The following is a 25135-nucleotide window of genomic DNA, read 5'->3' on the forward strand; positions in this document are numbered from 1 at the left end:
CATCCCGCGTCCCGGCGGTGCGCGTCAACCGCTCAAGATAGTTGTCGTCCACCGCTCAAGATAATTGTCGTCGTCCAGTATCCCCTTCCACTGCTCGCTCACGCAGTTGTGAAGGCTGACCTCGAACCACTCTTCCTCGTCATATTCGCCTTCCAGGCCATACGTCACTCTGACCGGATGCAGCACGGGAGTCGTGCGCAATGCACGCAAGACGGTCATTGCTCGGCTCTTGGTCAAGGACTCCGCAACTCCAGCCATCTCGAACACGGCAGCAAGGCAACGCACAGCGTCCGGCAGATTGGGCTCTGCTTGATGCTTCCCCTCATTGCTGCCATTGGCCATCCGAATCGGAGACCATCCCGTCGCATGGCAAATTCGGACGAACTCTCGCGCAGCCCAGTGCTCGGCGTGCAATTTCGCACGCCCTGACGGCGATGCTCGCGACAATTTTGCCGAAGCCTTCTCTAGTTCACCCAAGGAGTCCGCCTGGATCGTCAATGGTAGGGCTTGGAACGGCCAATCGCCCGAGCAGAGCCTATCTTCACGATCTTCCTTCTCACTCACACTGGCGTGAGTCCATTGCAACGTCATTTGCTCGCCCAGCGTGCGGATCTCTTTGGGAGAGAGTTCAGCCAGTAAGGCAGCAAGCTGCTGTGATCGGGCTGATATCCTGGCAAACTTGGCCCGAGCATCATCTTGCTCTGATTGCCGTAGCCGCCGATATTGATACTCTTTTGCCAATCCGAACATGTGTCGGCAAAATCGACCCCGATCACGGAAAACGGCGAGGCCCTTTCTGCGAAGGCGGATTTGCGTCTCCACGGCGATCTGCGCGAATTTTTTCTGCGTCTCGGTCAGCTGGCCCTCATACCCCTCAGGTAAATACGGTAGTTTCTTCATTTGTTTTTCCACGCATCCAAGTGATCCGCCCAATCCTGCATCATCGCTCTACGCTCATCAAAGTAAGTCGCATGGTTGTAGGCGCGGCGCACGTTATTCTGATCCGCATGGGCCAGCTGAGCTTCGATAGCATCCGGCCGGTATCCCATTTCATTCAATCGCGTGCTACCGGTTGTTCGGGTGGCATGCGGGCTATATACCCCGCTCCACCCCAGTACCTTCAAGGCCTGGCGCAAGGAGGCCACCGACATCGGCCCATTACGATTATCCCGGCCCGGGAAAAGGTTCCTGCGGGTGCCTGTCAGCACATGCAGCCCCTTGAGCATTTCCACTGCCTGATTCGGCAAAGGCACGGTATGAGCTTTCTTGGCCTTCATCCGTCGTGCAGGAATGCTCCAGGTAGCGGCAACCAGATCAAACTCGGACCACTCCGCTTCGGCGGCCTCAGAAGGCCGCACCAACGTCCACCACATCAGCTGCATGCAGTAGTTAACCTGAAAAGTGCAGCGGTGGTTGTCGAAATCGAGCAGCAGTTTACCGATCTGCTCGACCGTCAGCGCCGTTTTGTGCTGGGTTTTGTTGGCCGGGATGGCCTTGCGCACAGGCCAGACCGGATCCGTATCCGCACGCAAAGTCGCCACAGCGAACTCAAATACAGCCGACATTGTTCGCCGCGCCTCGGCCGCCACCGAGGGGGCACCACGTTTCACAGTAAGCTGCAGAATCGCCAGCACATGTGCAGGGGTCACATCACGCACAGGCAGCTTGCCGATGCTTGGAAAAACGACACGGCTCAGCATATCCAGTCGCCGGTCTTTGGTCACATCTTTCCAGTCTTTCGTCTGTAGCCATTCCTTGGCGACCACCTCAAATGTGTTTTTAGCCGCGCTGGCCTGCCTGACACGCTCGAGCTGGCGCTGCTGAGCTGGGCTAATGCCTTGCTTCACGAGTTTGCGTACGGCGTCACAACGCTCTCGTGCCTGAGACAAGTTCACCCCAGGATAGTCGCCCAAAGCATACATGCTGGCCTTACCGTTCAAGGTATAGCGATAGCGCCATGCCTTCACCCCAGATGGCTTGACCTCCAGATAGAGACCACGGTGGTCATTGATCCGGTACAGTTTGTCGCGGGGCTTGGCATTGCGACAATGCGCGTCCGTAAGCATGGCGTGTAACCTTTAATGACAGTGAACATCGACACTGTACTCACTTTTCGCTTGCGTATCAATTTCCCGTACTCAGCAATGTACTCATAAAATCTCTGACAGCCCCAGAACAACAGAGGAACTATCAGAAACATAAAAGCCGCGTAATTACGCGGCTTTCCAGGCATAAAGATGATTTCACCAAGTTCCAGGAAACACCCAGAAATCCGGCATTCCCATTAGACGTTAAACAAAAAGTTCATCACGTCGCCGTCCTTGACCACGTATTCCTTGCCCTCGGCGCGCATCTTGCCGGCCTCCTTGGCGCCCTGCTCGCCCTTGCAGGCGATAAAGTCCTCGTAGGCGATGGTCTGGGCGCGAATGAAACCGCGCTCGAAATCCGTGTGGATGACGCCGGCGGCCTGGGGCGCGGTGGCGCCGATGCGGACGGTCCAGGCGCGGACCTCTTTGACGCCGGCGGTGAAATAGGTCTGCAGGCCGAGCAGGCCGTAGCCTGCGCGAATCACGCGATTGAGGCCAGGCTCGTCCATGCCCATGTCGGCAAGGAACACCGCCTTGTCCTCGTCGTCCATATCGGCGATCTCGGCCTCGATGGCGGCGCAGACGGCGACCACCGGGGCGCCCTCGGCGGCGGCGTAGTCCTGGACCGCCCGCAGGTGTGGATTGCCGTCGAAGCCATCCTCCTTGACGTTGGCGACGTACATGGCGCGCTTGGCGGTGATGAAGCAAAAGCCCTTGATCACGGCCTGGTCCTCGTCATCCAGCCCCAGGCTGCGCACCGATTGGCCCGCATCCAGCGCGGCGACGATGCGCTCCAGCAGGGCCACCAGGCGGATGGCCTCTTTGTCGCCGGAATTGGCGAGCTTGCGGTTCTTTTGCAGGATCTTGTCGGCGGTGGCCAGATCGGCCAGCGCGAGCTCGGTGTTGATCACCTCGATATCCGAGACCGGGTCGATGCGGCCGGCCACGTGGACGACGTTCTCGTCCTCGAAGCAGCGAACGACGTGCACGATGGCGTCGGTCTCGCGGATGTTGGCCAGGAACTGGTTGCCCAGGCCCTCGCCCTTGGAGGCACCGGCCACCAGGCCGGCAATATCGACGAACTCGACCACGGCCGGCACGACCCGCTCGGGCTTGACGATGGCCGCCAGGGCCGCCAGCCGGGTGTCGGGCACCTCGACCACGCCGACGTTGGGCTCGATGGTGCAGAAAGGATAGTTTTCCGCGGCGATGCCCGCCTTGGTCAGCGCATTGAACAGAGTGGATTTACCCACGTTGGGCAAACCAACGATGCCGCATTGCAGAGCCATGAATTCGATTATCCTTGTGAGACGGGAGGCGGGGCGCGAGCCCGGCCCGGACGAAACTGCGATTGTACTGCCCAATCATGGATTTCAAGCATATCGAAGCCTTCGTATGGGTCGCCGAGGTCGAGAGCTTCCGCATTGCGGCGGAAAAGCTCCACACCACGCAACCGGCGATCTCGCAACGCATCGCGGCGCTCGAGGCGTCGCTGTCCGTGCGGCTGTTCGAACGCAGCGCGCGGGGCATCAAGCTGACCGAGAAAGGCCAGGAACTACTGTCCCACGCGACCCGCATCCTCGACATGCGCACCGACATGCTGACCGCCGCCCAGCGGGAAACCCCGATCCGCGGGCTGTTCCGGCTGGGGGTGGCCGAGACCCTGGTGCACACCTGGCTGCCCGAGTTGCTCGAACGGCTGCACAAGCGGCACCCCGCCCTGGTGGTGGAATTGCAGGTGGACACCAGCCACATGCTGCGCTCGCAGCTCATGTCGCACCAGATCGATCTCGCCATGCTGGTGGGCACCTCGCAGGATCCGCGCGAGCACAGCCTGCACCTCTGGGATTATTCCCTGGCCTGGATCGCCAGCCCCAGCCTGCGCCTGCACGGGCGCACGGTAAAGGTCGGCGAACTCGCCGCCTACCCGATCATCACCTATCCGCCGGCCAGCATCCCGCATCACGCGGTCAAGCGCATCCTGCAGGATGCGGGCATCAAGGAACCTCGCCTGTACGGCAGCGGATCGCTCAGCACGATCGTCCACATGGCGCGGCACGGCATGGGGCCGTGCGTGATCGCGCCCGCCGTGATCTCGGAGGAGCTCGAGCAGGGCAAGCTGCGCATCCTGCGCACCGACGGCACGCTGCCCGACATCAGCTTTCACGCCTGCTGGCTGGACACCCGCGACAGCCATACGGCCCGGATCGTCGCGCGGATGGCCCAGGAGCTCGCGCGCCAGGCGGGCACTCCGAAAAGTCGGTGATAACCCTGGACATTCCGCTGTTTCCCCCTGCGGTCAGCTCGGATAGCGTCCTATCAAAACCATTATGAAACAATGAGTTATACATAGTCGATAAATGATTCTTATGACTTGGCATGCCGATTGATAATTGGACAGCCAAGACACTGCTGGGCTGCAATGGCGGGGTATCGCTCATCCAGAGCATCGTCATATCGAGGAGACCTCATGAAGCATCTGGCAACCGTAACGCTCGCCGCAGGCGCGGTCCTGCTCGCCTCCACCGCCTTTGCGCAAGACAAGGTGGACGGCCTGCCCAAGACCCAAATCCAGGTCGCGGGCGCACTCAGCAACCTGACGCTCTACCAAAATTTTGAACAGCCCTTCTGGACCAAGACCGTCCCCGAACTGTCGAACGGACAGGTCACGGCCACGATCAAGGGTTTCAACGAAATGGGCCTGAAAGGCCCGGAAATGCTGCGCCTGATGTCCCAGGGCGTCATCCCGGTCGGCACCTCGACGCTGGCCTATTTCGCCAGTGACAACCCCATCAACGAAGCCATCGACCTCGCCGGCCTGGCGCCCACCGCCGCGATCGCCAAACAGGTGACCGACGCCTATGCGCCGGCCTACGCGGCCTTCTACGACAAGCAGAACATCAAAGTGCTGGGCTTTTCCTCCTACCCCGCACAGGTCCTGTTCTGCAACGGTGCGATGAACGGCCTGGCCGACCTCAAGGGTAAAAAGGTCCGCACCAGCAGCCGCACGCAAGCCGAATTCATCGAGGCCTTCGGCGGCAGCAGCGTGACCCTGCCCTTTGGCGAGGTGGTGCCGGCGCTGCAAAACGGCGTGGTCGACTGCGCCATCACCGGCTCGATGTCGGGCTACTCGGCCAAATGGTATGAGGTCAGCACGCATCTGTACGCCCTGCCGATCAACTGGAACCAGCAAATCCACGCTGCCAACAAGGCGTACTGGAACAAACTCGATCCCAAGGTTCAGGACTTCCTGCAAAAGAATCTGAACACGATGTTCGACGCCATCTGGGCCGACGCCGCCTCCGAGACGCAGCAAGGCTACGACTGCAACACCGGCGCCGACAGCTGCACGCAGGCGGTCAAGGGCAAGATGACGCTGGTCCAGCCCTCGGACGCCGACCAGGCGCTGCTCAAGAAAGTACTGGCCGAGACCATCGTGCCGAAATGGGCCGCGCGCTGCTCCGAGCAATGCGTCAAGGACTTTAACGACACCGTCGGCAAGATCGTGGGCATCACCGCGTCCAAGTAGGCGGACACGGTCCTCGCTTCGGCTGCAAACCCACGGCCGGCGGCTCCCCCGCCGGCCATTCCGATCCCGGACCCAACATGAACTCTCCCGACCGATACCGCATGCTCGACGGCTTGCTGCGCCGAGCCAACACGCTCTCGCGCGGCGCCATCTGGGTGGCCGGCGGCCTGACCCTGGCGAGCGCCCTCTACATCACCGGCGACGTCCTCGCCCGCTACTTCCTGGGCAAACCGCTCGGCGGCGCCGACGAGCTCTCGGGGTACGCCTTTGCCATCAGCATTTCGTGGGCGCTGTCGTTCGCGACACTGCAGCGCGCCAACATCCGCATCGACGCCATTTACCAATACCTGCCCCCGCGAATCAGCGCCGCGCTCGACTGGATCGCCCTGGTCGTCCTGGGTGTCTTCATCATCTACTGGACCCGCTACGCCGCCACGGTCGCGGGCTTGTCCTGGGACCACCAGGCGACGGCCAACACGACCTTCGCCACGCCTTTGTGGATCCCGCAGTTCCTCTGGGTCGCGGGCCTGCTGTGGCTGTGCGTGGTGCTGGTTCTCATGCTCCTGCGCTCGACCATCGCCCTGGTCACCGGCGACCTGCCCACGGTGCGTGAGATCTGCGGCGTGCGCAGCACCAAAGAGGAAGCCGAGTCCGAAGCCGAAGCCGGCAAGCGCCTGGTCGAAGGAGACGCGCGATGATCGGTACCGCCCTCATCCTGCTGCTCGCCCTGCTGGGGCTGAGCATCCCGGTCGGCGCCGCGCTCGGCGTGCTCGGCCTGATCCTGGACCCCTTGTATTCGATGCTGCCGCTCACCCAGGCCATGGGCGAGGTGTCATGGGGCACCAGCAACGAATTCCTGATGGTCGCCATCCCCTTGTTCATCCTCCTGGGCGAGATTCTGCTGCGCTCGGGCATGGCCGAGAGCATGTACACCGCCATGAGCCTGTGGCTGTCATGGCTGCCGGGCGGGCTGATGCACGCCAATATCGGCGCCAGCGCCTTGTTCGCCGCCACCTCAGGATCCAGCGTGGCGACGGCGGCCACCGTCGGCACCGTCGCCATTCCGCAAATCAAGAAGCAGGGCTACAACCCGTCCCTGTTTCTCGGCAGCATCGCGGCCGGGGGCACGCTGGGCATCCTGATCCCGCCGTCCATCAACCTGGTCATCTACGGCGTGCTCACCAACACCTCGGTGCCGAAGCTCTATCTGGCGGGCATCGTCCCGGGGCTGGCCCTGGCCGGACTCTTCATGGTGGCCATCGCAATCGCCTGCATCGCGCGCCCGCATTGGGGCGGCCAGCGGGTCCACGCGCCCTGGGGCGCCCGGATCCGCAGCCTGGTCCAGCTCGTGCCGCCCATCGGCATCTTTCTGCTGGTCGTGGGGTCGATCTACGCCGGCATCGCCACACCGACCGAGGCCGCGGCGCTGGGCGTCGTCGGCGCGCTGATCCTCGCACTGTTCCAGAGGCGCCTGGGTTGGGCCATGCTGCGCGATGCCCTCGAAGGCACCATGAAATCCTCGGCCATGATCATGCTCATCGTGATCGGCGCGGCCTTCCTGAACTTCATCATGTCGGCCACGGGCCTGACCGATGCGCTGATCTCGACCATCAGCGGCCTGGGGGTCTCGCCCACGGTCATGCTGCTGATCCTGACGCTCTTTTACCTGGTGTTGGGCTGCTTCATGGAAACCCTGGCCATGATGATCACCACTATCCCCATCGTGGCGCCCATCATGTTCGCGCTGGGCTTCGACCCCGTCTGGCTGGGCATCGTCATCATCATCCTGGTCGAATGCGCGCTGATCACGCCGCCGGTCGGGCTGAACCTGTTCGTGGTGCAGAGCCTGCGCTCATCGGGCAGCATGAACGACGTCATCGTCGGCGCGTTCCCCTTCGTAATCATGATGCTGGTCATGATCGCCCTGCTGGTCATCGCGCCCGACATCGCGCTCTGGGTCCCCCGGGTCTTCGGCTAGCGCCCCCCGTCCCTCCTCTTTACCGGAACATCGCATGAAACTGTCTTTCGATCTCTTGTCCACCCAGGCACCCGCGAACCGCGTGGCCGTCGAGTTCCGCCAATGCATCGTGGCCGGCTGGGCCGGCCGCGACCAGGCGGCCATCGAGCATCATATCGAGGAGCTGGCCGCCCTGGGCGTGCCGCGCCCCAGCGCCGTGCCCCTGTACTACCGTATCGCCGCCAACCAGCTCAGCCAGGACGATGCGCCGCAGGTGGTAGGGCCGCATTCCTCGGGCGAAGCCGAGGTCTTTGTATTTCCGGTCGATGGCCGGCTTCTGGTGAGCCTCGCCTCCGACCACACCGACCGCAAGCTCGAATCGGTCAGCGTGGCCCTGTCCAAGCAGATCTGCGTCAAGCCCGTCGCCCGCGAGGCCTGGCTGTTCGACGAGATCGCCACACACTGGGACTCGCTGATCCTGCGCTCGTGGATCGAAGAGGGCGGCCGGCGCGTGCTCTACCAGGAAGGCGCCCTGTCCTCGCTGCGCCACCCCCTCGAACTGATCGATGGTTGCTTTGGCCCGGCGGACATGCCGGCCGGAGCCGGCATGACCTGCGGCACCATGGCGGCTATCGGCGGCATTCGCCCCTCCGCGTCATTCGAGATGGAACTCTTCGATCCCATACTGGACCGCAGCATCCGCCACGCGTATCGTACCGACACATTGCCCGAAGTCGCCTGACCCCGCTTTCATTTCCCGCCACACCGCAAACATACGCCATGCTTCCCTCCCTCATCGAACTGCAAAACGCCCTCGAAGACGGCCGGACCACGTCCGTCGCACTGACGCAGGCCGCCCTGGCGCGCATCGCCGATCCGGACGGCGAAGGCGCGAGCGTGTTCACCACGGTCTGGGAGGAACAGGCGCTGGCCGCCGCTCGTGCCTCCGACATCCTGCGCGCGGCGGGCCTGGCACGCTCGCCGATCGACGGCCTGCCGGTCTCGATCAAGGACCTGTTCGATGTCGCCGGACACGTCACGCGCGCGGGCTCCGCGGTGCGACGGGACGCCGAGCCCGCCAAGCGCCACGCCGACCCGGTGCGGCGCCTGGCGCAGGCGGGCGCCGTGCTGATCGGGCATACGAACATGACGGAGTTCGCCTTCTCCGGGCTGGGCCTCAATCCGCATTACGGCACGCCCAGCAGTCCCTGGGACCGCGCGCGCCGGCGCATCCCCGGCGGATCCTCGTCCGGGGCCGGTGTCTCGGTCGCCGACGGCATGGCGGCGGCCGCCTTGGGCACGGACACCGGCGGCTCGGTGCGCATTCCCTCGGCATTCTGCGGGCTGACGGGTTTCAAGCCCACGGCGGCGCGGATTCCCTCGGGCGGCATGTTTCCCCTGTCGGCAAGCCTGGACTCCATCGGTCCGCTGGCGGCGTCGGTGAGCTGCTGCGCAATCCTGGATGGCATTCTGTCGGATGATGCGCGCCGCGCGCCGGTTGCGCCGCCGCCCTCCCGGCTGCGACTGGCCATCACGAACAGCCTGGTCCTGGACGGGGCCGACGACGTCGTGCGCGGCACCTTCAATGTCGCCATCGAGCGCCTGCGCGCCGCCGGCGTGATCATCGACACACTCGAGATCCCCGAGTTCAGCGAGCTGGCGCACATCAACCGGAAAGGCGGGCTCGTCTGCGCCGATGCCTACGCCGTCCATCGCGAGGCGCTGGAAACCCAGTTCGACCAGTACGACCCACGGGTCGCCTCGCGCATCCTGCGCGGCCGCGACATCGACGCCGCCGACTACATCGAGCTGCGCGCCCTGCGCGCGCAATGGATCGCCGCGATCGAGGCCCGCCTGCGCAACCATGATGCCCTGTTGATGCCGACCGTGCCCGTGATCGCCCCGACCATCGCGTCCCTGCAGGCGTCGGACGAGGCGTACTTCGCCGCCAACGGCCTGATCCTGCGCAACCCCACCCTGATCAACTTCCTCGACGGCTGCGCCCTGAGCCTGCCGTGCCACGCGCCAGGCGAGGCACCGGTGGGCCTGATGGTCGCCGGCCCCGCGCATGCCGATGCGCGGATCCTCGACACGGGTCTGGCGATCGAAGGCATACTGGGCGTGCGCTGACCCAATCGCCTGGAGCCGACCGGCTCGCCTGAACCGCGCTCAGGCGAGCCCGGGGGCGAAGCGCAGGATCAACAGCACTATCAGCAACGGCCCCGCATTGAACAGCGCATGCAGCAGCATCGAGGCGCCGATGCCCCGGCGCACGCGCATCCAGCCGAGCACCAGTCCCGTGAACCACTGCGGCAGCACCAGCAGGGGCATCAGGGCGATCGGCATCTCGTACAGTTGGAAGTTGTACAGGTGCACGGCGCCGAAAGCGACCGCGGACAGGTGATAGAGCCAGGGATATGCGCGCAACATCCCGCGGCGCCGCGCCCAGGACAGGCTCCAGCCTCCGCGCAGACGCGCACTCGCCGGACACCAGAGTGGCGCGAGGCACAACAGCAACGCCACGGCCGCCATCAGCCCCGAGGCAAAGCCCGCCCCTTGGACGACGATGGACACCATCAGCGGAACGAACCACCATACCATGGCGGGTCGCCGCAAGACGTGGCGGAAGGTCAACTCCTCGACGATGGGCGCCCAGATCAGTGCCTGCATCCACGGCAGGTTCGCGAGGCTCAAGCGGTGCTGCGCGCCGCCCATCTCGGCCGCGCCCACCGCCAGCGGCCCGAACACGAACAGATTGGCCAGCCACAGCAGCAAGGCCCATTGGATGAGCCTGACGCCGCGAATGTTCGGCAGGAAATCCACCTGGACGCCATGGCCCACGGCCCGGCCCGGGAGGCGCCGGCCGGGCCGCGGACGGCGCACGAAGCGTAGAAAATCCATGAGTTCGGCACGCAGCCCCACCGGGTGCCCGTCTCGCTTGCCGGACATGCCGCCCCTCCCCGATTCAGGCATTGGCCTGATGGTTGGCCTGATGGAGACGCTCGACCGCTCGGTCGAACTCGCCGTCCAGCAGCAGGGGCAAGGCCACGCGGCAGCGATCGATGACGGCCTCGATACCCGTCAGCTCTGCCCGGCGCGGAGGGTGCAGGACAAAGTTCACGACCTCCTGTGCCAACCCCAGGCTGCGCGGATGGCCGATGCCGATGCGCAGCCGCCAAAAGGCGGGCGAGCCCAGGGCGGACTGGATGTCGCGCAGGCCGTTATGGCCCGCATGGCCGCCGCCCTGCTTGAGCTTGACCGCGCCCGGAAGCAAGTCGAGCTCGTCGTGCAGGACCAGGATTTGTTCGGGCCGCAGCTTGTAGAAGCGCGCCAGCGCGCCCACCGCCTGGCCCGATTTATTCATGAAGGTCGCGGGCTTGGCGAGCAGGAGGGGCTCGCCCGCGTGCCGGGCACGCGCCACCCAGGCAAAGAAGGCTTTTTCCAGCGTGAAGGGCGCGTGCAGGTCGTCGGCGAAATGATCGGCCAGCCAGAAGCCGGCATTATGGCGCGTGGCTTCGTACTCGGGGCCGGGATTGCCCAGCCCCACGATCAGGCGTATGGACTCGGTCATGGGAAATCCGGAAACATGTGACATGATAAGGCACACGGCGCAGTCCGCGGGGAGCTGCGCCGTGCCGGGTCTTGCAAAAAACCGCGTCGGGTTTATTCGGCGGCGGGTTCCGCGGCGGCCGGCGGCGTGTCCTCGTCGTCCGAGCCGGTGCCCTTGGGCATATTGGCCTGGCCCAGTAGCGGATTGACGTCATCACCATGCGGCACGAACTTGACGCCGATCGGCAGGGTGACGTCCGACAGGTGCAGGCGGCCGCCGCCGATCAGGTTGCCCAGGTCGACTTCGATGAAGGGCGGCAGATTGGCCGGCAGGCAGGTGATGTCCAGTTCGGCGGGACCATGGGTGACGATCTGGCCGGCGAGCTTGACGGCCGGGCTGATGTCGGCGTTCAGGTAGTGCACCGGCACCTTGGTGGTGACGGCCTGCGAAGCATCGACGCGCTGAAAGTCCACGTGCAGGACCAGCGGACGATAAGGGTGCCATTGCACGGCACGCACCAGCACCGGCTCGGCCTTGCCGTCGAGCACCATATCGAGGATGGAGGCGTGGAATTCCTCTTTGTTCAGGGCATGGTAGATCTCGTTGTGGTCGAGCTCGATGTTGGCGGGCGCGGACTTGCCACCGTAGACGATGGCGGGCACCCGACCTGCGCGGCGCAGGCGGCGGCTCGCACTCGAACCCTGGACGCTACGCGAAGTGGCGGTAAATTTCATTGAAGACTCCAAAAACGGGACCGTCGTCGGGCCCCGCGATGCAAAAAGTAGCCGGAGCTACGAAACCCCCCGGCCGCGACCAGCCGGGGAGGGAAAAAACCATTCAGTCGGCGAACAGCGAGCTGACGGACTCGGCATTCGAAATGCGCAGGATCGTCTCGCCCAGCAAGGCCGCGCACGAGAGCTGGCGAATCTTGGGGCATTGGCGCGCCTCCTCGGACAGCGGGATGGTGTCCGTCACCACCACCTCGTCGAGGGCCGACTCGAGGATGCGCTTGACCGCCTCGCCCGAGAGCACGGGATGCGTGCAATACGCATAGACCGACCCGGCGCCCCGGTCCTTGAGGGCCTGGGCGGCCTTGCACAGCGTGCCGGCCGTATCGACCATGTCATCCATGATCAGGCAGGTGCGCCCATCGACCTCGCCGATGATGTTCATGACCTCGGACACATTGGCGCGCGGCCGGCGCTTGTCGATGATGGCCAGGTCGGATTCGAGCTGCTTGGCCAGGGCGCGGGCACGCACCACGCCGCCGATGTCCGGGGACACGACCACGAGGTTCTGGAAATTGCGGCGCCAGATGTCCCCCAGCAGGATGGGGCCGGCGTAGATGTTGTCCACGGGGATGTCGAAGAACCCCTGGATCTGGTCGGCATGCAGGTCCATCGTCATGACGCGGTCGACGCCGACGACCTGCAGCATGTTGGCGACGACCTTGGCCGAAATCGATACCCGCGCCGAACGTGGGCGGCGATCCTGGCGGGCATAGCCGAAATACGGAATGGCGGCGGTGATCCGGCCGGCCGACGCCCGGCGCAGGGCATCGACCATGACCATGATTTCCATGAGATTGTCGTTGGTCGGGGCACAGGTGGGCTGCAGCACGAAGACGTCCTTGCCGCGCACGTTCTGGTTGATCTCGACCATGACCTCGCCGTCGGAGAAACGGCCCACGGTCATCTTGCCCAGCGACATGTCGAGGTGATTCACGACGTCGACGGCCAGCCGGGGATTGGCCGTGCCAGTGAAAATCATGAATCGATCTTGTGCCATGGTGTCCCAGCCGGGTTGTCAAACGACAAGGCTGTTGACCAGCGCCCCCCGGGGGCCGCCTCAACAGCCTTTGATGTGCCTGATGCGTACAGGCGTCTGGCTGGGGAAGAAGGATTCGAACCTTCGCATGCCGGAATCAAAATCCGGTGCCTTAACCAACTTGGCTATTCCCCAACACTAACCATTGATCCAATGCCTCAAGGGATGATCGTGCAGGCCGGTGCAAGCCCATGACTGCTCGATCGAACCATCCCCAAAGGACGCTATTTTACTGATAATCCGGTCTTGGTGCATCCGCGCCTGGGCGAGATCGTCAAGCGGTGCAAAGACGCACGAACCCGACCCCGTCATGCGGGCATCGAGCCCCACATCCCGCAGCGTCCGCAGGACTCTTGAAATCCGCGGGTGGCGCCGAAGGACGACCGCCTCCAAGTCGTTGCGACCATAAAGGCCCCAATGCCTGGACTGCCAATCAGCAAAGACCGAAATTTTGACCGAAGGCGTGTTTCTTGTCAAATCCTCGGCCGAGAAAATCTCGGCGGTGGACACCTGCACGGGCGGGCGGACCACCAGATACGCGCGGTCGGGCAGCGCCACCGCCGTCAGGTCTTCGCCGATGCCCTGCGCGAAGGCCGGCTGGCCAAAGACGAACACCGGCACATCGGCGCCCAGCGGCTCGGCCAGGCGCATCAGGGCCGCGCGATCCAGGCCCGCGCCCCAGAGGCGGTTGAGGGCGATCAGCGCCGTCGCCGCATCGCTCGAACCCCCGCCCAGGCCGCCGCCGACGGGAATGCGCTTTCGATAGCGGATCCGGGCACCGTAGGAGACGCCCGCCGCCTGCTGCAAGGCGCGCGCCGCCCGCAGCACGAGGTCCTCGGACGCCGGCAGGCCGGGCGGCACGTCGCCCTCGCGCGAGAGCCCGCCGCCCTCGACCCGCTCGAAATCGAAGGCATCGGCCAGATCGATGAAGCGAAAAACCGTCTGCAGCAAGTGATAGCCATCGGCCCTGCGCCCCACCACGTGCAGGAACAGATTGAGCTTGGCCGGAGCCGGCACGTCGTACAGGGACGGCATGATCGGCCTCTAGTCGACGATCAATTGCACGCTGATCCGGCGCCCCGCCTGATCGCGCGCCAGTCGCAGCCGCCCGGGCCCCAGGCCGTCGTAGTCCCACAGGCGCACGGTCCAGCCATCCTGGACCAATTGGATGATGCGGCCCTGGTCGTCGCGCCGGACGGCGTCGACCGCGCCGCCCGCCCACGGCCGTCCCTGGATCCAGGCGCGCAGACCCGCGACCGGCACGGCCTCGCCCCAGAGCTCGGCGAGCAAGGCGTCGGCGTTGGCGGCGCGCTCGCGCTCGCCGTTGGCCCGTTCGAGAACAGCCTGGCCGGGTTCGACGAAAATCCGGGCCAACACACCGCCCATGGGACTGAGCAGATCCAGTCGCAGGGCGGCACCGGTGTCCCGCCAGGCAAAATTCCCCTGCGCGGCCTGAGCCGGGCCCTCGGCCGGGCGGGCGGAGACCGCGAAGCGGCCGGTGCGCTCGAATGCCGGGCCGGCGCCGCCGATGCGCTCAGGTGTTGCACAGGACGCCAACAGCACGGCGACGAGCGCCAGCGCCAGAATCCGCACCCACTTCATTTGGGCAGCTCCACCTTGAGGCGCCTCAGGGTCTCGAGCAGGGTTTCATTGTCCGGGTCCTGGCGCCGGCCCTCGACCCAGATGCCGCGCGCCTCTTGCGGGCGGTTCAGGACCCACAGGACCTCGCCCAGGTGGGCCGCCACGTCGGCCGCGGGCAGCTTGTCATAGGAGCGCCGCAGATACTCGAGCGCCGCCTCGTAGTCCTTGATGCGAAAGAGATACCAGCCCACGCTGTCCAGGATGTAGGGATTGTCGGGCTCGAGGTCCAGCGCGCGCTCGAGCAGGCCCTGGGCCTCGTCCAGGTTGCGCGCCTGGTCGGCATAGGTGTAGCCGAGCGAGTTGTAGGCATTGGCGTTGTCGGGATCCAGCTCGATCACGCGCCGCATCAGGGTCTCGAACTCGGCGGTTTGGCCCTGGCGCTCGAGCAGCATGGCGAGGTCGTATTTGATCTCTGCGGCATCGGGCATGTCGCGATCGGCGGCGCGCAGGATCTGGACGGCCTCGTCGCTGCGGCCCGCGTCCCGGTAGATGGAAGCCAGGGTGAGCTGACGCACGATCCGCTCGCGGCGGTCGGCCGGACGGATGGCGTCGATGGTCGCGCGCGCCTGGGCGAGATCGCCCAGCTTGCCCTCGAGCACCGCCTCGTGGATGCGCGCCTGGAAACGCAGAGAGGGCTCGTCGATCATCCGCAACTGGCGGATGGCCTCTTTGTAGTCCTCGCGCCGTTCGGCGATCTGCACCAGCAGCAGACGCGCGTCCGAGGCATCGGACTGGGCGTTGGTCGCGCCATCCTCGATGGACTGGCGCCGCTGGTTCTGCACCGAGATGTAGTCGTTGAGCAGGCCGACGGCCACGTCATAGCGGCCGGCGCGCGCATTGACCTCGGCCTCGGTGTAGAGCAGGTCGAAGTCCTCGGGGGTGCGCCGCCGCATGTCCTCGAGCATCTGCAGCGCCTGCTCGAATTTGCCGGCGGAGGTCAGGCGGCTGACCAGCAGGAGGTGCAGCGCGCGCTGGTCGGGATGCGCCCCGAGATAGCGCTGGGTCTGGGCAATGGCGGCGTCCGGATCGACCCTCAGGCCGTATTCCAGCACGCGCTGCGCCGCGTCGTGCGAATCGGGATCGAGCGCCTGGGCGCGCCGCGCCTCATCCAGGGCCCGGCTCGCGTCGCCGGCGGCCCAGGCCGCGTCGGCCAAGGCCAGGCGCGCAAAAGCGGAGGTGTTGACGACGCCCGCCAGCGCTTTTTCCAGGACGTCCAGCGCCAAGTGCTTGTCGGCCATCTTGGACACGATGCCGGCGGCTTGCACGATGGCCTGATCCTGGTCCTCGGCCTTTTGGATGCGCCGCGCCAGGGTCTGGGCCAGGCCCTGCGTCTGGCCGTTGGAGGCCGCGAGCGCCAGCGAGGCGGCGACCGCCTCGGGATTCTCGGGATCGAGCAGGACCCATTGGCGCGCGGCGCGCAGCGCGAGCGGAATATTGCGCGCCGCCATCGCCATCTGGAAGGCGCGCCGGGCGAGCCGGGGATCGAGGGTGTCCCGCGCGACGCCCAACAAGGTCTGGCCGGCATCGTCGAACAGGTCCCGCTGCGCGGCGATCTCGGCCACGAGGATGCGGTACAGGATATCCGGTGTGAGGTTGACGGCGGGCGGCTCGCCGCTACGCAAATGAATGGTTTCGACCGGCTCGGCTGGCGTGGCGGCCGACGGGGCAGCCAAGGCCGCCCCGTGTGCGGCGACCAGCGCCAGCAACACGGGGAACGCGGATGCAGGAAATCTCATTTGCGGTAACCATAGCCGATACGCAGGGAAAATGCGTCAGGTGGCAAAATTGCACAATCGAATGAGGATGTTATCACCCTACCATGCCCGAACTGCCAGAAGTTGAAACCACTCGTCGTGGAATTGCCACGATCATGCCGGGCCGCGTATTACGTCGCCTGCTGGTGCACGACGGACGCCTGCGTTGGCCCGTGCCCGTCGGCTTGCCGGCGACCCTGGAGGGCCGGCGCGTGCTCGCCTGCGAGCGCCGCGGCAAGTACCTGCTGATCCGTTTTGAACACGGGACCCAGATCGTCCACCTGGGCATGTCGGGGTCGCTGCGCCGCGCGCCGCTGGACGAGGATCTGCGCAAGCACGACCATGTCGAGTGGCGCTTCGATGACGCGCGCTTTCTGTTGCACGACCCGCGCCGCTTCGGGGCGGTGCTCTGGCACCCGGCCGAGGCCGGCCCGCTGCTCGCACACCCGCTGCTCGCGAACCTGGGCATCGAGCCCTTCGATCCGGGCTTCACCCCCGAGCTCCTGTATGCGGCCCTGCAGTCGCGCGCGCAGGCGGTCAAGGCGCTGCTGCTGGGCGGGCGCATCGTCGTGGGCGTAGGCAATATCTACGCCTCGGAGTCCCTGTTCCTCGCCGGCATCGATCCGCGCACGCCCGGGCGCCGGATCTCGCGGCCGCGCAGCGTCCGCCTGCACGACGCGATCCTGCAAACGCTCTCTCAGGCCCTGGAATCAGGCGGCAGCACACTGCGCGACTACGTGAACGCCCAGGGGGCCCCGGGCGCCTATTTCACGCTGCACGCGGCAGTCTACGAGCGCGCCGGCCAGGCCTGCCCACGCTGCGGCACCCCGATCCGGCGCATCGTCCAGGGCCAGCGCACCACCTATTTCTGCCCTGGCTGCCAAAAGCGCTGATGACTCCGCCACGGACCAAGGCACTCCCGGCGAATCGCGCCGGCGGCACCCAGGTGCTTCACATATTGACCATTAAAGGTTTAAACTTCAGTCGTATCTTAAAATAGGACGGCGTTACGACATGAATAACCACCTCAGCGGTTTTGGCAACCACCACACCACCGAAGCCCTGCCGGGCGCCCTGCCCGAAGGTCGCAATTCACCCCAACGCTGCCCCTACGGCCTGTACGCCGAGCAGCTCTCGGGCACCGCATTCACGGCGCCACGAGCCGAGAACCGCCGCTCATGGTTGTACCGGATCCGTCCGGCCGCCGCCCAGCCGGCGTTCTCCGCCTGCGACGCCTTCCCGGGCTGGAACCAGGACTATCTGCGCGGACCGGTGACGCCCAACCGGCTGCGCTGGGATCCGCAAGCCCTGCCCGAGGCGCCGACCGACTTCCTGGAAGGCATGCGGACCTGGGCGGGCAATGGCGGCTGGGACCAGCAGGCCGGCATCGCGATCCACCTGTACGGCGCCAATCGCTCGATGCAAGGCCGTTATTTCTACAATGCCGACGCGGAACTGCTGCTGGTTCCGCAGGCGGGTGCGCTGCGCCTGCGCACGGAGCTGGGCACGTTGGAGGTCGCGCCTTGCGAGATCGCCGTGATCCCGCGCGGCGTGCGCTTCCTGGTCGAACTGCCCGATGGCTCGGCGCGCGGCTACGCGCTCGAGAATTTCGGCGCGCCGCTGCGTCTGCCGGAACTGGGCCCGATCGGATCGAACGGCCTGGCCCAGGCCCGCGACTTCCTGTATCCCGTTGCCGCCTACGAGGACGTGGACGGCGAGATGGAGCTGATCGCGCGGTTCGGCGGCGGGTTCTGGCGCACGACGCTGGATCATTCGCCGCTGGACGTCGTGGCCTGGCATGGGACCCATGCGCCCTATAAGTACGACCTGCGCCGCTTCAATGTGATCGGCTCGATCAGTTTCGACCACCCCGATCCGTGCATTTTCACCGTGCTGACCTCGCCATCCGACACCCCGGGCACGGCAAACCTGGACCTGGCGATCTTTCCGCCACGCATCCTGGCGATGGAGGACACCTTCCGCCCGCCTTGGTTCCACCGCAACATTGCCGGCGAGTTCATGGGCCTGATCCAGGGCGCCTACGATGCCAAGGCCGAGGGCTTCGCGCCCGGCAGCGCCAGCCTGCACAACACCATGAGCCCCCACGGCCCGGATGCGGACACCTTTGCCAAGGCCAGTGCGGAGGACACGGGCAAGGCGCACTACATCCGCGACACCATGGCCTTCATGTTCGAGACGCGCCGGGTCATTCAACCATCCTCGGCGGCCATGGACAGCCCCACCCTGCAGGCCGATTACGACCGGGCCTGGATGGGCCTGCGCAAGCACTTCGATCCGACGCGCCGCTGACCGTGCCGGCCGGCGCGCCGGCCTCAGCCCAGGACCTTGCCGGGGTTCATGATGCCCGTGGGGTCCAGGGCGTGCTTGATGCGGCGCATCAGGGCGATTTCGACCGGATCCTTGTAGCGCGGCAGGACATCGCGCTTGAGCTGCCCGACGCCGTGCTCGGCGCTGATCGAGCCGCCCACGGCATGGACGCTGTCGTGCACCAGTTCATAGACTGCCGCCTGGCGCGACAACAGCTCGCCCTCGGCCCACCCCTCGCCGCGGGCGACGTTGTAATGCAGATTGCCGTCGCCCAGATGGCCGAAGATCACGTGGCGGATTCCGGGGAAGGCCCGCTGCAAAGCGAGATTGGTGTCCCGCACAAAGGCCGCCATGCGCGACACCGGGATCGAGACATCGTGCTTGATGCTCTTGCCGGATTCCTTTTCGGCGAGCGGGATGCTCTCGCGCAGGTGCCACAGCGCCTTGCTCTGCGCCATGGACTCGGCGATCACCGCATCGCGCACATGGCCGGACTCGATCGCCTCGCCCACGACGGCCTCGAAGCGCTCGCGCGCGTGGGCCTCGCTCTCGCTGTCGGAGAGTTCGAGCAGCGCATACCACGGCAGGTCCGCCGAGGCGCCCTCGAAGGGCAGGCGCTGTTGTGGAAAGCAGCGCACGACATCCTGCAGGCAATCGCCCGCCATCAACTCGAAGCCGGTCAACGAGGCGCCCAGGCCGCGCCGCGCCAGCGCCAGCATGGCGACGCCGTCCTCGATGGAGTCCAGGGCGAGCAGGGCCGTGCAATGCGCCACGGGCTGGGGATAGAGCTTGAGTGTCGCCGCGGTGATGATGCCCAGCGTCCCCTCGCTGCCGATGTACAAGTCGCGCAGATCGTAGCCGGTGTTGTCCTTGCGCAGCCCGCGCAGGCCGTGCCAGATCTCGCCCTCGGCGGTCACGACCTCGAGGCCGAGCGTCAACTCGCGCATATTGCCGTAGCGCAGCACCTGGGTGCCGCCCGCGTTCGTCGCGAGATTCCCGCCGATCGTGCAACTGCCCTCGGCCGCCAGGCTGAGGGGAAACAGGCGATCGGCCGCGCGCGCGGCCTCTTGCACTGACTGCAGGACGCAGCCGGCCTCGACCTCCATCGTGTCATTGTCCAGGTCCATGGCGCGGATGCGGTTCAGGCGCAGCAGGGACAACACCACGGCCTGCCCCGAGGCATCGGGGGTCGCGCCGCCGCACAGGCCGGTATTGCCGCCCTGCGGCACGATCGGCGCGCCGTGCGCGGCACACAGGCGCAGCACAGCGGCCACCTCGTCGGTCGATCCCGGACGCACCACCGCCAGGGCCTGGCCGCTGTAGCGGTCGCGCCAGTCCGACAAATAGGGCGCCGCATCGGCGTCAGTCAACACATGCTGCCCGCCCACGGCAGCGCGCAAGGCATCCAGAAGACTCATGATCCTATGATTCCAATATCCCTCCCCGCGAAGGGGAACCCAGTCATTGTAAACACCGCGCTCGAGGCTGGCATCCCGAGGCCCCGTTCGATGAATCATTCTTCAAACGGGGCCTGCGGCGCGGGCCTTTGGCGGCCACCGGGCGGACCGTGGCGGCATGGGCGATAATCCCCCCGTGATAATCCCCGACGGAGCCCGAACCGTGTCCCAACAGCCCGACTTGCCCGATGCCGTCTTCAAGGCCTACGACATCCGGGGCACCGTGCCCAACCAGATCGACGAGGGATTCGCCCGGCGTCTGGGGCTGGCCCTGGCGGCCCAGGCACGCACCGAGGGCGTCTCGGCCCTGGTGATCGGCTACGACGGGCGCCTCAGCAGCCCCGCCCTGGCCGCGGCCTTGCGCGACGGCCTGCGCGCCGGCGGCATCGACACCCTGGACCTGGGCCTGGTGCACACGCCCCTGGTTTATTTCGCCGCCCATCTGCAGGGCACCGGCTCAGGGGTGGCGATCACCGGCAGCCACAACCCGCCGGACTACAACGGCTTCAAGCTGATGATGGCGGGCCGCACCCTGCACGGCGAGGACATCCAGGCACTGGCCGCGGCCATGCGCGCGCCGCAGCACGAGACGTCCGCACGCGGCGCGGACGAGCGCCAGGACCTCGTCGACACCTACGTTCGCCACATCGCCGATCACGTCCACCTGGCGCGCGGCATGCGCGTGGCCATCGATTGCGGCAACGGCGTGGGCGCGGTGGCCGCGGCGCGCCTGTACCGCGCCCTGGGCTGCGAGGTCGACGAGCTCTACTGCAGCGTCGACGGACGGTTCCCGAACCACCACCCCGATCCCGCCGACCCCGCCAACCTCCAGGACCTCATCGCGCACGTCCAGGCCTCGGACTGCGAACTGGGCCTGGCCTTCGACGGCGACGCCGACCGCCTGGGCGTGGTCACCAAGTCCGGCCAGATCATCTGGCCCGACCGCCAGATGATCCTGTTCGCCCGCGACGTGCTGCGCCGCGTCCCGGGCGCGCCCATCCTGTTCGACGTCAAGTGCAGTCGCCACCTGGGCCAGGCCATCGCCGAGGCGGGCGGCCAGCCCGTCATGGCGCAGACCGGGCACTCCCTGATCAAGGCAAAGCTCGCGGAAACCGGGGCGCCACTCGCCGGCGAGATGAGCGGCCACATTTTCTTCAAGGAACGCTGGTTCGGCTTCGACGACGGCTTGTACGCGGGCGCGCGCCTGCTCGAGATCCTGTCGCGCGACCCGGACCCCAGCCGGGTGCTCGAGGCCCTGCCGCAGGGGATCTCGACCCCCGAGCTGAAGCTGCCGATGCGCGAAGGCGAGCCGCACCGGCTCATCGAGCGCCTACGCGCCGAGGGGCGCTTTCCGGGGGCCGGGCGCCTGGTGACCATCGACGGCGTTCGTGCCGAGTACGCCGATGGCTTCGGCCTGGCGCGGGCCTCGAACACCACGCCGGTCGTGGTGCTGCGCTTCGAGGGCGACACGCCCGAGGCGCTCGCCCGCATCCAGGACGAGTTTCGCGCCGCCTTGGGCGCGCTGCAGCCCGGCCTCGCCCTACCCTTCTGAACCGCGCAGCAGGGTGCGATAGAGATCCAGGTGCGCCTGGACGACCGGCCGGATGCCGAAATCGCGCTCGGCCAGCGCGCGCCCCGCGGCCCCCATGGCGACGCGTGCGGCCTCGTCGGCGGCCAGCGCGATCACCGCATCGGCCAGCGCCCGCGCATCGCGCGGCGGCACGAGCACGCCGCTCACGCCCGGGTCGACGGCATCGCGGCAACCCGGCACATCCGTGGTGACCACCGGCCGGCCGCAGGCGGCGGCCTCGACCAGAGACTTGGGCAGGCCCTCGCGGTAGGACGGCAGCGCCACCAGGTGCGCCGCCGCGTACAGCGCGGCGACGTCGGCGCATTCACCCACGTATTCGATCGTTCCCGCGCGCACCCAGGCATCCAGCTCGTCCCGGGTGATGGAGGCCGGATTGCCGGGATCGGGGCTGCCCGCCAGCACCCAGCGCAAACCCGCGCCGCGCGCGGCGGCCAGGCCGGCCGCCTCGACGAACTCCGCCACGCCCTTGTCGCGCAACAGGCGCGAAGCCATGACGACCGTGACGGGCCCTGGAGGCAGGGGCTGCGGCGCGTATCGATCCAGATCGACGCCCGAGCCACGGATCATGACAGCCCGCTCGGGGCGCACGGCACCGGCCGCGACCAGCACGTCGCGGTCGCTGGCGTTCTGGAAAACCACGCGGCTGTTGCGATGGCCCAGGGCGAGGCGATAGAGCCACAGGGCACCCTGGCGCAGGGGGTCGACGCCGCCGCGCCCACGCATGAACACGTAGCCCAGCCCCGAGACGGCGGCCACATAGGCGGGTACCCGGGCCAGGCGGCACGCGATGCCGCCGTAGAGGACCGCCTTAATGGTCACGGCATGCACCAGATCCGGCCGCACGCGCCGCAACAAGCGCCGGAACGCCAGCAGGGTGCGCGCTTCGACCCACGGATTGGTGCCGCTGCGCGAGAGCGGCACCACGTGATGATGCAGGCCATGGGCCAGGATCTCGGCCACCGCCGGGCCGTCCGGGGTCGCCACGTGAACCTCCATGCCCGCATCGCGCGCGGCCAGGGCGAGCGGCAGCCGGTGCGAGACCAGGAAGCCCGGATTGTTCACAAAAAACAACATGCGCCGGCGCCCCGTGTCGCCGGCTATCGCAGCCGCCCCGGGCGTCGGAAAGTCCTCTGCCAGGCGGCGCCAGATCGTCGCATAACGCCGCGTCATGGCCCGCAGGCTGTAGCGCGCGGCCACCGACTCGCGCGCCGCCCGCAGGCGCTGCGCCGCGTCGGGCGCGCGCACGGCCGCGATGGCGCGCTCGATGGCCTCGGCCAGGGCGACCGGATCCTGCGGCGGCACGATCCAGCCATGATCGCCCACGATCAGCGCCGCATCCCCCACGTCCGTCGCCACGCAGGCGACGCCGCTGGCCATGGCCTCGGAGACTACATTGGGGAAGCCCTCGGCGCGGCTCGAAAGCACATGCACGTCCAGGGCACGCATCAGGGTCGGAACATCATCGCGCCGCCCCAGGAAAATCAAGTGATCGAGCAGGCCGTAGTGCCGCGCCAGGGCCATCATCGGGGCATTGTCGCGCGACATGCCGGACCCAGCCAGCACACAGCGCAAGTCCGGATGGCGCCGCACGCACAAGGCGAGCGCCGCAAAGAGATTGGCGTGGTCCTTCAGGGGATTCCAGCGGGCCATGCTGCCCAGCAGCGGGACGTCCTCTCTCAGCCCCCACTCGGCCCGCAGGCGGACGCGATCTTCGGCGTCGGGATGCCAAACGTCGAGATCGTAGCCGTTGGGGGCGAGCAGCAGGCGATCGGCGCGATAGCCCCAGTCCGCATGCACCTCGGCCGCCTTCCGGGCGCAGGCGACGATCACTGCGGGCACCCAGCCGGATACGCGCGCGCACAGCCAGGCCGTCGCCCGCGAGGAACGGCTGCTGCGGCCCAGGTCGACGCCCGAATTTCGAATACCCCAGGCCACCGCGCGGATTCCGGCCAGGCGCGCCACCAGGCCGCCGATGAGATCGGCGTGATACATCCAAGTCTGCACCACATCGGGCCGCCGCGCCCGCAGAATGCGGTACAGGCGCAGCAGGCCCCGCGCGGTGCCCGCAATGCCTTGCATGTCCAGCGTGACCACCTCGATCCCCGCCTCGCGCAGGCGCGGACCGAACACGCCCTCGCCGCGCATCGAGACCACGGAATGCCGGACACCAGGTTCGGGGGCCGTCGCGAGGCGATGCAGGACGGTCTCGGCGCCGCCGTGCAGCAGTCCCGAAATGATGTGCATCACGTGCAGCGGCACGGCCACCTCTGAATCAATCGTGTTCATATTCATGGATCTCCGGGCTGCCGGCCTCGTCCGACCACGCGGCGTCCCATTGTCGCAAAATGCCATCCAGGCCGTAGCGCGCGCGCACTGAGGCGGCGGCGCGGTGGCCCAGATCCTCGCGCCATTGCGGCGTGGCCGACATGAGCTGGTCCAGCGCCGCCGCAAGGGCCGCGTCATCGCCCGCCGGCACCAACTGCGCATCGCGCCCCCCGCGGCTGAGCTCGCGCGGACCGCTCGGGCAATCGGTGGCGACGCACGGCAGCCCCAGCGCCATGGCCTCGAGCAGGGCGTTGGGGAAACCCTCGACCGCCGAGGACAATACAAAGGCATGGGCGCCGGCGAGTTCGCGCCACGGCGCCTCGGTGCGGCCCGGCAGCAGAATGCGGTCCTCGAGGCCCAGCTCGGCCACGCGCCCCAGGCAGGCCACGCGCCGCGGCCCGTCGCCCCAAATCACCAGATCCCAGTCAGGATGGCGCGGCGCCAGGTCCGCGAAGACCTCGATCAAGGCCTCGAAGCGCTTGACCGGATTGAAGCGGCCCAGGGCCGCCAGGCGCCGGCGCGCCGGCGCGCCGGGCTCCCGAGCGCGCGGCGCGGGCAGACCATCGGGCAAGGGATTGGGGATGACGGATAAACGGCGCGTGCCGGGCGCCACCGCCATCAGTCGCGGCAGGCTCTGGCGGGTTTGGACCACCACGCGGCGGGCCCAGGGATAGGTCCAGCGCCGCAGCATGCGCAGGGCGGGCTCGAGGTTGACGCTGTGGGCGGGATCAGTGCGCTCGGACACCACCACCGGCAGGCCCAACCCCCGCGTGGCGAGCAGCACAGTGACGTTTACATTGGTGAGAAACGATAGCACCCGGTCGGGCGCCGTCTCACGCGCCAAGGCGCGCAGGGCGCGCAGCTTGTCCAGCGGCCGCCGCCAGCGCGGCCCCTGGATCCGGTCGGCGAGCCAGAGCAGGCGCACACGGGCATCCAGCGCATAGGCGCAGGCCCCCCGCCCCGAATAGCAGCACACCAGCGTGACCGTATCCCCGCGGCGCGCCCAGGCATTGGCCAGCGTCGCCGCCACACGTTCGGCGCCGCCGCCGTGCATCGAGCTGACCAGGAACAGGATGTGCATCGCCCCAT

General features: G+C 66.9%; 22 protein-coding genes, 1 tRNA gene and 1 pseudogene. 9 read left to right on the top strand and 15 right to left on the bottom strand.

Going from position 1 to position 25135, the window contains the following annotated elements; translation table 11 throughout:
* Positions 1–24: 24 nt before the first annotated feature.
* From ABS761_RS14630 to ychF, 3 genes are all read right to left on the bottom strand, one after another.
* Positions 25–900, bottom strand: coding sequence for a hypothetical protein (locus ABS761_RS14630; RefSeq protein ID WP_350409072.1), 876 nt, complete (start codon positions 898–900; stop codon positions 25–27).
* The gene (locus ABS761_RS14635) at positions 897–2066 is read right to left on the bottom strand and encodes a tyrosine-type recombinase/integrase (RefSeq protein ID WP_350409073.1); all 1170 of its coding nucleotides are present in this window, start codon (positions 2064–2066) and stop codon (positions 897–899) included. The genes ABS761_RS14630 and ABS761_RS14635 overlap by 4 nt, the downstream gene beginning before the upstream one ends.
* 218 nt (positions 2067–2284) lie before the next feature.
* Positions 2285–3376, bottom strand: a complete 1092-nt coding sequence (gene ychF, locus ABS761_RS14640) for a redox-regulated ATPase YchF (RefSeq protein WP_350409074.1) — start codon at positions 3374–3376, stop codon at positions 2285–2287.
* Positions 3377–3450: 74 nt separating this feature from the next.
* Here ychF and ABS761_RS14645 point away from each other — a divergent pair, with 74 nt between their 5' ends.
* The 6 genes from ABS761_RS14645 (at position 3451) to ABS761_RS14670 (ending at position 9703) form a co-directional block, all read left to right on the top strand.
* The gene (locus ABS761_RS14645; protein ID WP_350409157.1) at positions 3451–4353 is read left to right on the top strand and encodes a LysR family transcriptional regulator; all 903 of its coding nucleotides are present in this window, start codon (positions 3451–3453) and stop codon (positions 4351–4353) included.
* A 204-nt stretch (positions 4354–4557) separates the two neighbouring features.
* Complete coding sequence (gene dctP, locus ABS761_RS14650; RefSeq protein WP_350409075.1) at positions 4558–5616, top strand: TRAP transporter substrate-binding protein DctP; 1059 nt, start codon at positions 4558–4560, stop codon at positions 5614–5616.
* Positions 5617–5693: 77 nt separating this feature from the next.
* Positions 5694–6314 (top strand): TRAP transporter small permease subunit, encoded by a 621-nt coding sequence (locus ABS761_RS14655; RefSeq protein WP_350409076.1) that lies wholly within the window; start codon positions 5694–5696, stop codon positions 6312–6314.
* Complete coding sequence (locus ABS761_RS14660) at positions 6311–7594, top strand: TRAP transporter large permease (protein ID WP_350409077.1); 1284 nt, start codon at positions 6311–6313, stop codon at positions 7592–7594. Before ABS761_RS14655 ends, ABS761_RS14660 begins: the two co-directional genes overlap by 4 nt.
* A gap of 34 nt (positions 7595–7628) precedes the next feature.
* The gene (locus ABS761_RS14665) at positions 7629–8315 is read left to right on the top strand and encodes a DUF2848 domain-containing protein (protein WP_350409078.1); all 687 of its coding nucleotides are present in this window, start codon (positions 7629–7631) and stop codon (positions 8313–8315) included.
* A 38-nt stretch (positions 8316–8353) separates the two neighbouring features.
* On the top strand, positions 8354–9703 hold the full coding sequence (locus ABS761_RS14670) for an amidase (protein WP_350409079.1): 1350 nt from the start codon (positions 8354–8356) through the stop codon (positions 9701–9703).
* A 39-nt stretch (positions 9704–9742) separates the two neighbouring features.
* Here ABS761_RS14670 and ABS761_RS14675 read toward each other — a convergent pair whose 3' ends face one another.
* The 8 genes from ABS761_RS14675 to ABS761_RS14710 form a co-directional block, all read right to left on the bottom strand.
* A complete protein-coding gene (locus ABS761_RS14675) occupies positions 9743–10522 on the bottom strand; it encodes a CPBP family glutamic-type intramembrane protease (protein WP_350409080.1) in 780 nt (259 codons plus the stop codon).
* Positions 10523–10538: 16 nt separating this feature from the next.
* Positions 10539–11144: an aminoacyl-tRNA hydrolase gene (gene pth / locus ABS761_RS14680; RefSeq protein WP_350409081.1), complete on the bottom strand. Its 606-nt coding sequence runs from the start codon at positions 11142–11144 to the stop codon at positions 10539–10541.
* A gap of 92 nt (positions 11145–11236) precedes the next feature.
* Complete coding sequence (locus ABS761_RS14685; protein WP_350409082.1) at positions 11237–11857, bottom strand: 50S ribosomal protein L25/general stress protein Ctc; 621 nt, start codon at positions 11855–11857, stop codon at positions 11237–11239.
* A gap of 103 nt (positions 11858–11960) precedes the next feature.
* Positions 11961–12911 carry a ribose-phosphate pyrophosphokinase gene (locus ABS761_RS14690; RefSeq protein ID WP_350409083.1) on the bottom strand — a complete coding sequence of 317 codons (951 nt, stop codon included), beginning with the start codon at positions 12909–12911 and terminating at the stop codon, positions 11961–11963.
* Between the two features lie 97 nt (positions 12912–13008).
* Positions 13009–13085 (bottom strand) — tRNA-Gln (locus tag ABS761_RS14695).
* Between the two features lie 3 nt (positions 13086–13088).
* Positions 13089–13985 carry a 4-(cytidine 5'-diphospho)-2-C-methyl-D-erythritol kinase gene (locus ABS761_RS14700; protein ID WP_350409084.1) on the bottom strand — a complete coding sequence of 299 codons (897 nt, stop codon included), beginning with the start codon at positions 13983–13985 and terminating at the stop codon, positions 13089–13091.
* 9 nt (positions 13986–13994) lie between these two features.
* Positions 13995–14552, bottom strand: a complete 558-nt coding sequence (locus tag ABS761_RS14705; RefSeq protein ID WP_350409085.1) for an outer membrane lipoprotein LolB — start codon at positions 14550–14552, stop codon at positions 13995–13997.
* A complete protein-coding gene (locus ABS761_RS14710) occupies positions 14549–16327 on the bottom strand; it encodes a tetratricopeptide repeat protein (RefSeq protein ID WP_350409086.1) in 1779 nt (592 codons plus the stop codon). The genes ABS761_RS14705 and ABS761_RS14710 overlap by 4 nt, the downstream gene beginning before the upstream one ends.
* An 83-nt stretch (positions 16328–16410) precedes the next feature.
* Here ABS761_RS14710 and mutM point away from each other — a divergent pair, with 83 nt between their 5' ends.
* Complete coding sequence (mutM, locus tag ABS761_RS14715; protein ID WP_350409087.1) at positions 16411–17238, top strand: bifunctional DNA-formamidopyrimidine glycosylase/DNA-(apurinic or apyrimidinic site) lyase; 828 nt, start codon at positions 16411–16413, stop codon at positions 17236–17238.
* A 121-nt stretch (positions 17239–17359) separates the two neighbouring features.
* Complete coding sequence (gene hmgA, locus ABS761_RS14720) at positions 17360–18655, top strand: homogentisate 1,2-dioxygenase (protein WP_350409088.1); 1296 nt, start codon at positions 17360–17362, stop codon at positions 18653–18655.
* A 23-nt stretch (positions 18656–18678) separates the two neighbouring features.
* Here hmgA and ABS761_RS14725 read toward each other — a convergent pair whose 3' ends face one another.
* Complete coding sequence (locus ABS761_RS14725; RefSeq protein WP_350409089.1) at positions 18679–20091, bottom strand: FAD-binding oxidoreductase; 1413 nt, start codon at positions 20089–20091, stop codon at positions 18679–18681.
* Between the two features lie 202 nt (positions 20092–20293).
* Here ABS761_RS14725 and ABS761_RS14730 point away from each other — a divergent pair, with 202 nt between their 5' ends.
* Positions 20294–21682: a phosphomannomutase/phosphoglucomutase gene (locus tag ABS761_RS14730; protein WP_350409090.1), complete on the top strand. Its 1389-nt coding sequence runs from the start codon at positions 20294–20296 to the stop codon at positions 21680–21682.
* Here the strand turns inward: ABS761_RS14730 and ABS761_RS14735 are convergent.
* From ABS761_RS14735 to ABS761_RS14745, 3 genes and pseudogenes are all read right to left on the bottom strand, one after another.
* Entirely contained in the window at positions 21671–22795 is a 1125-nt protein-coding gene (locus tag ABS761_RS14735) for a glycosyltransferase family 4 protein (protein WP_350409158.1), read from the bottom strand. The two genes, ABS761_RS14730 and ABS761_RS14735, sit on opposite strands and share 12 nt — an antisense overlap.
* A gap of 186 nt (positions 22796–22981) precedes the next feature.
* Positions 22982–24073 (bottom strand): annotated as a pseudogene (locus ABS761_RS14740) (glycosyltransferase family 4 protein); the annotation flags it as partial.
* Positions 23994–25127, bottom strand: a complete 1134-nt coding sequence (locus ABS761_RS14745) for a glycosyltransferase family 4 protein (RefSeq protein WP_350409091.1) — start codon at positions 25125–25127, stop codon at positions 23994–23996. The pseudogene ABS761_RS14740 and the gene ABS761_RS14745, both read right to left, overlap by 80 nt.
* Positions 25128–25135: the final 8 nt, after the last annotated feature.

The sequence above is a fragment of the Castellaniella sp. GW247-6E4 genome (genome assembly GCF_040276065.1).
Lineage (GTDB): Bacteria > Pseudomonadota > Gammaproteobacteria > Burkholderiales > Burkholderiaceae_B > Castellaniella.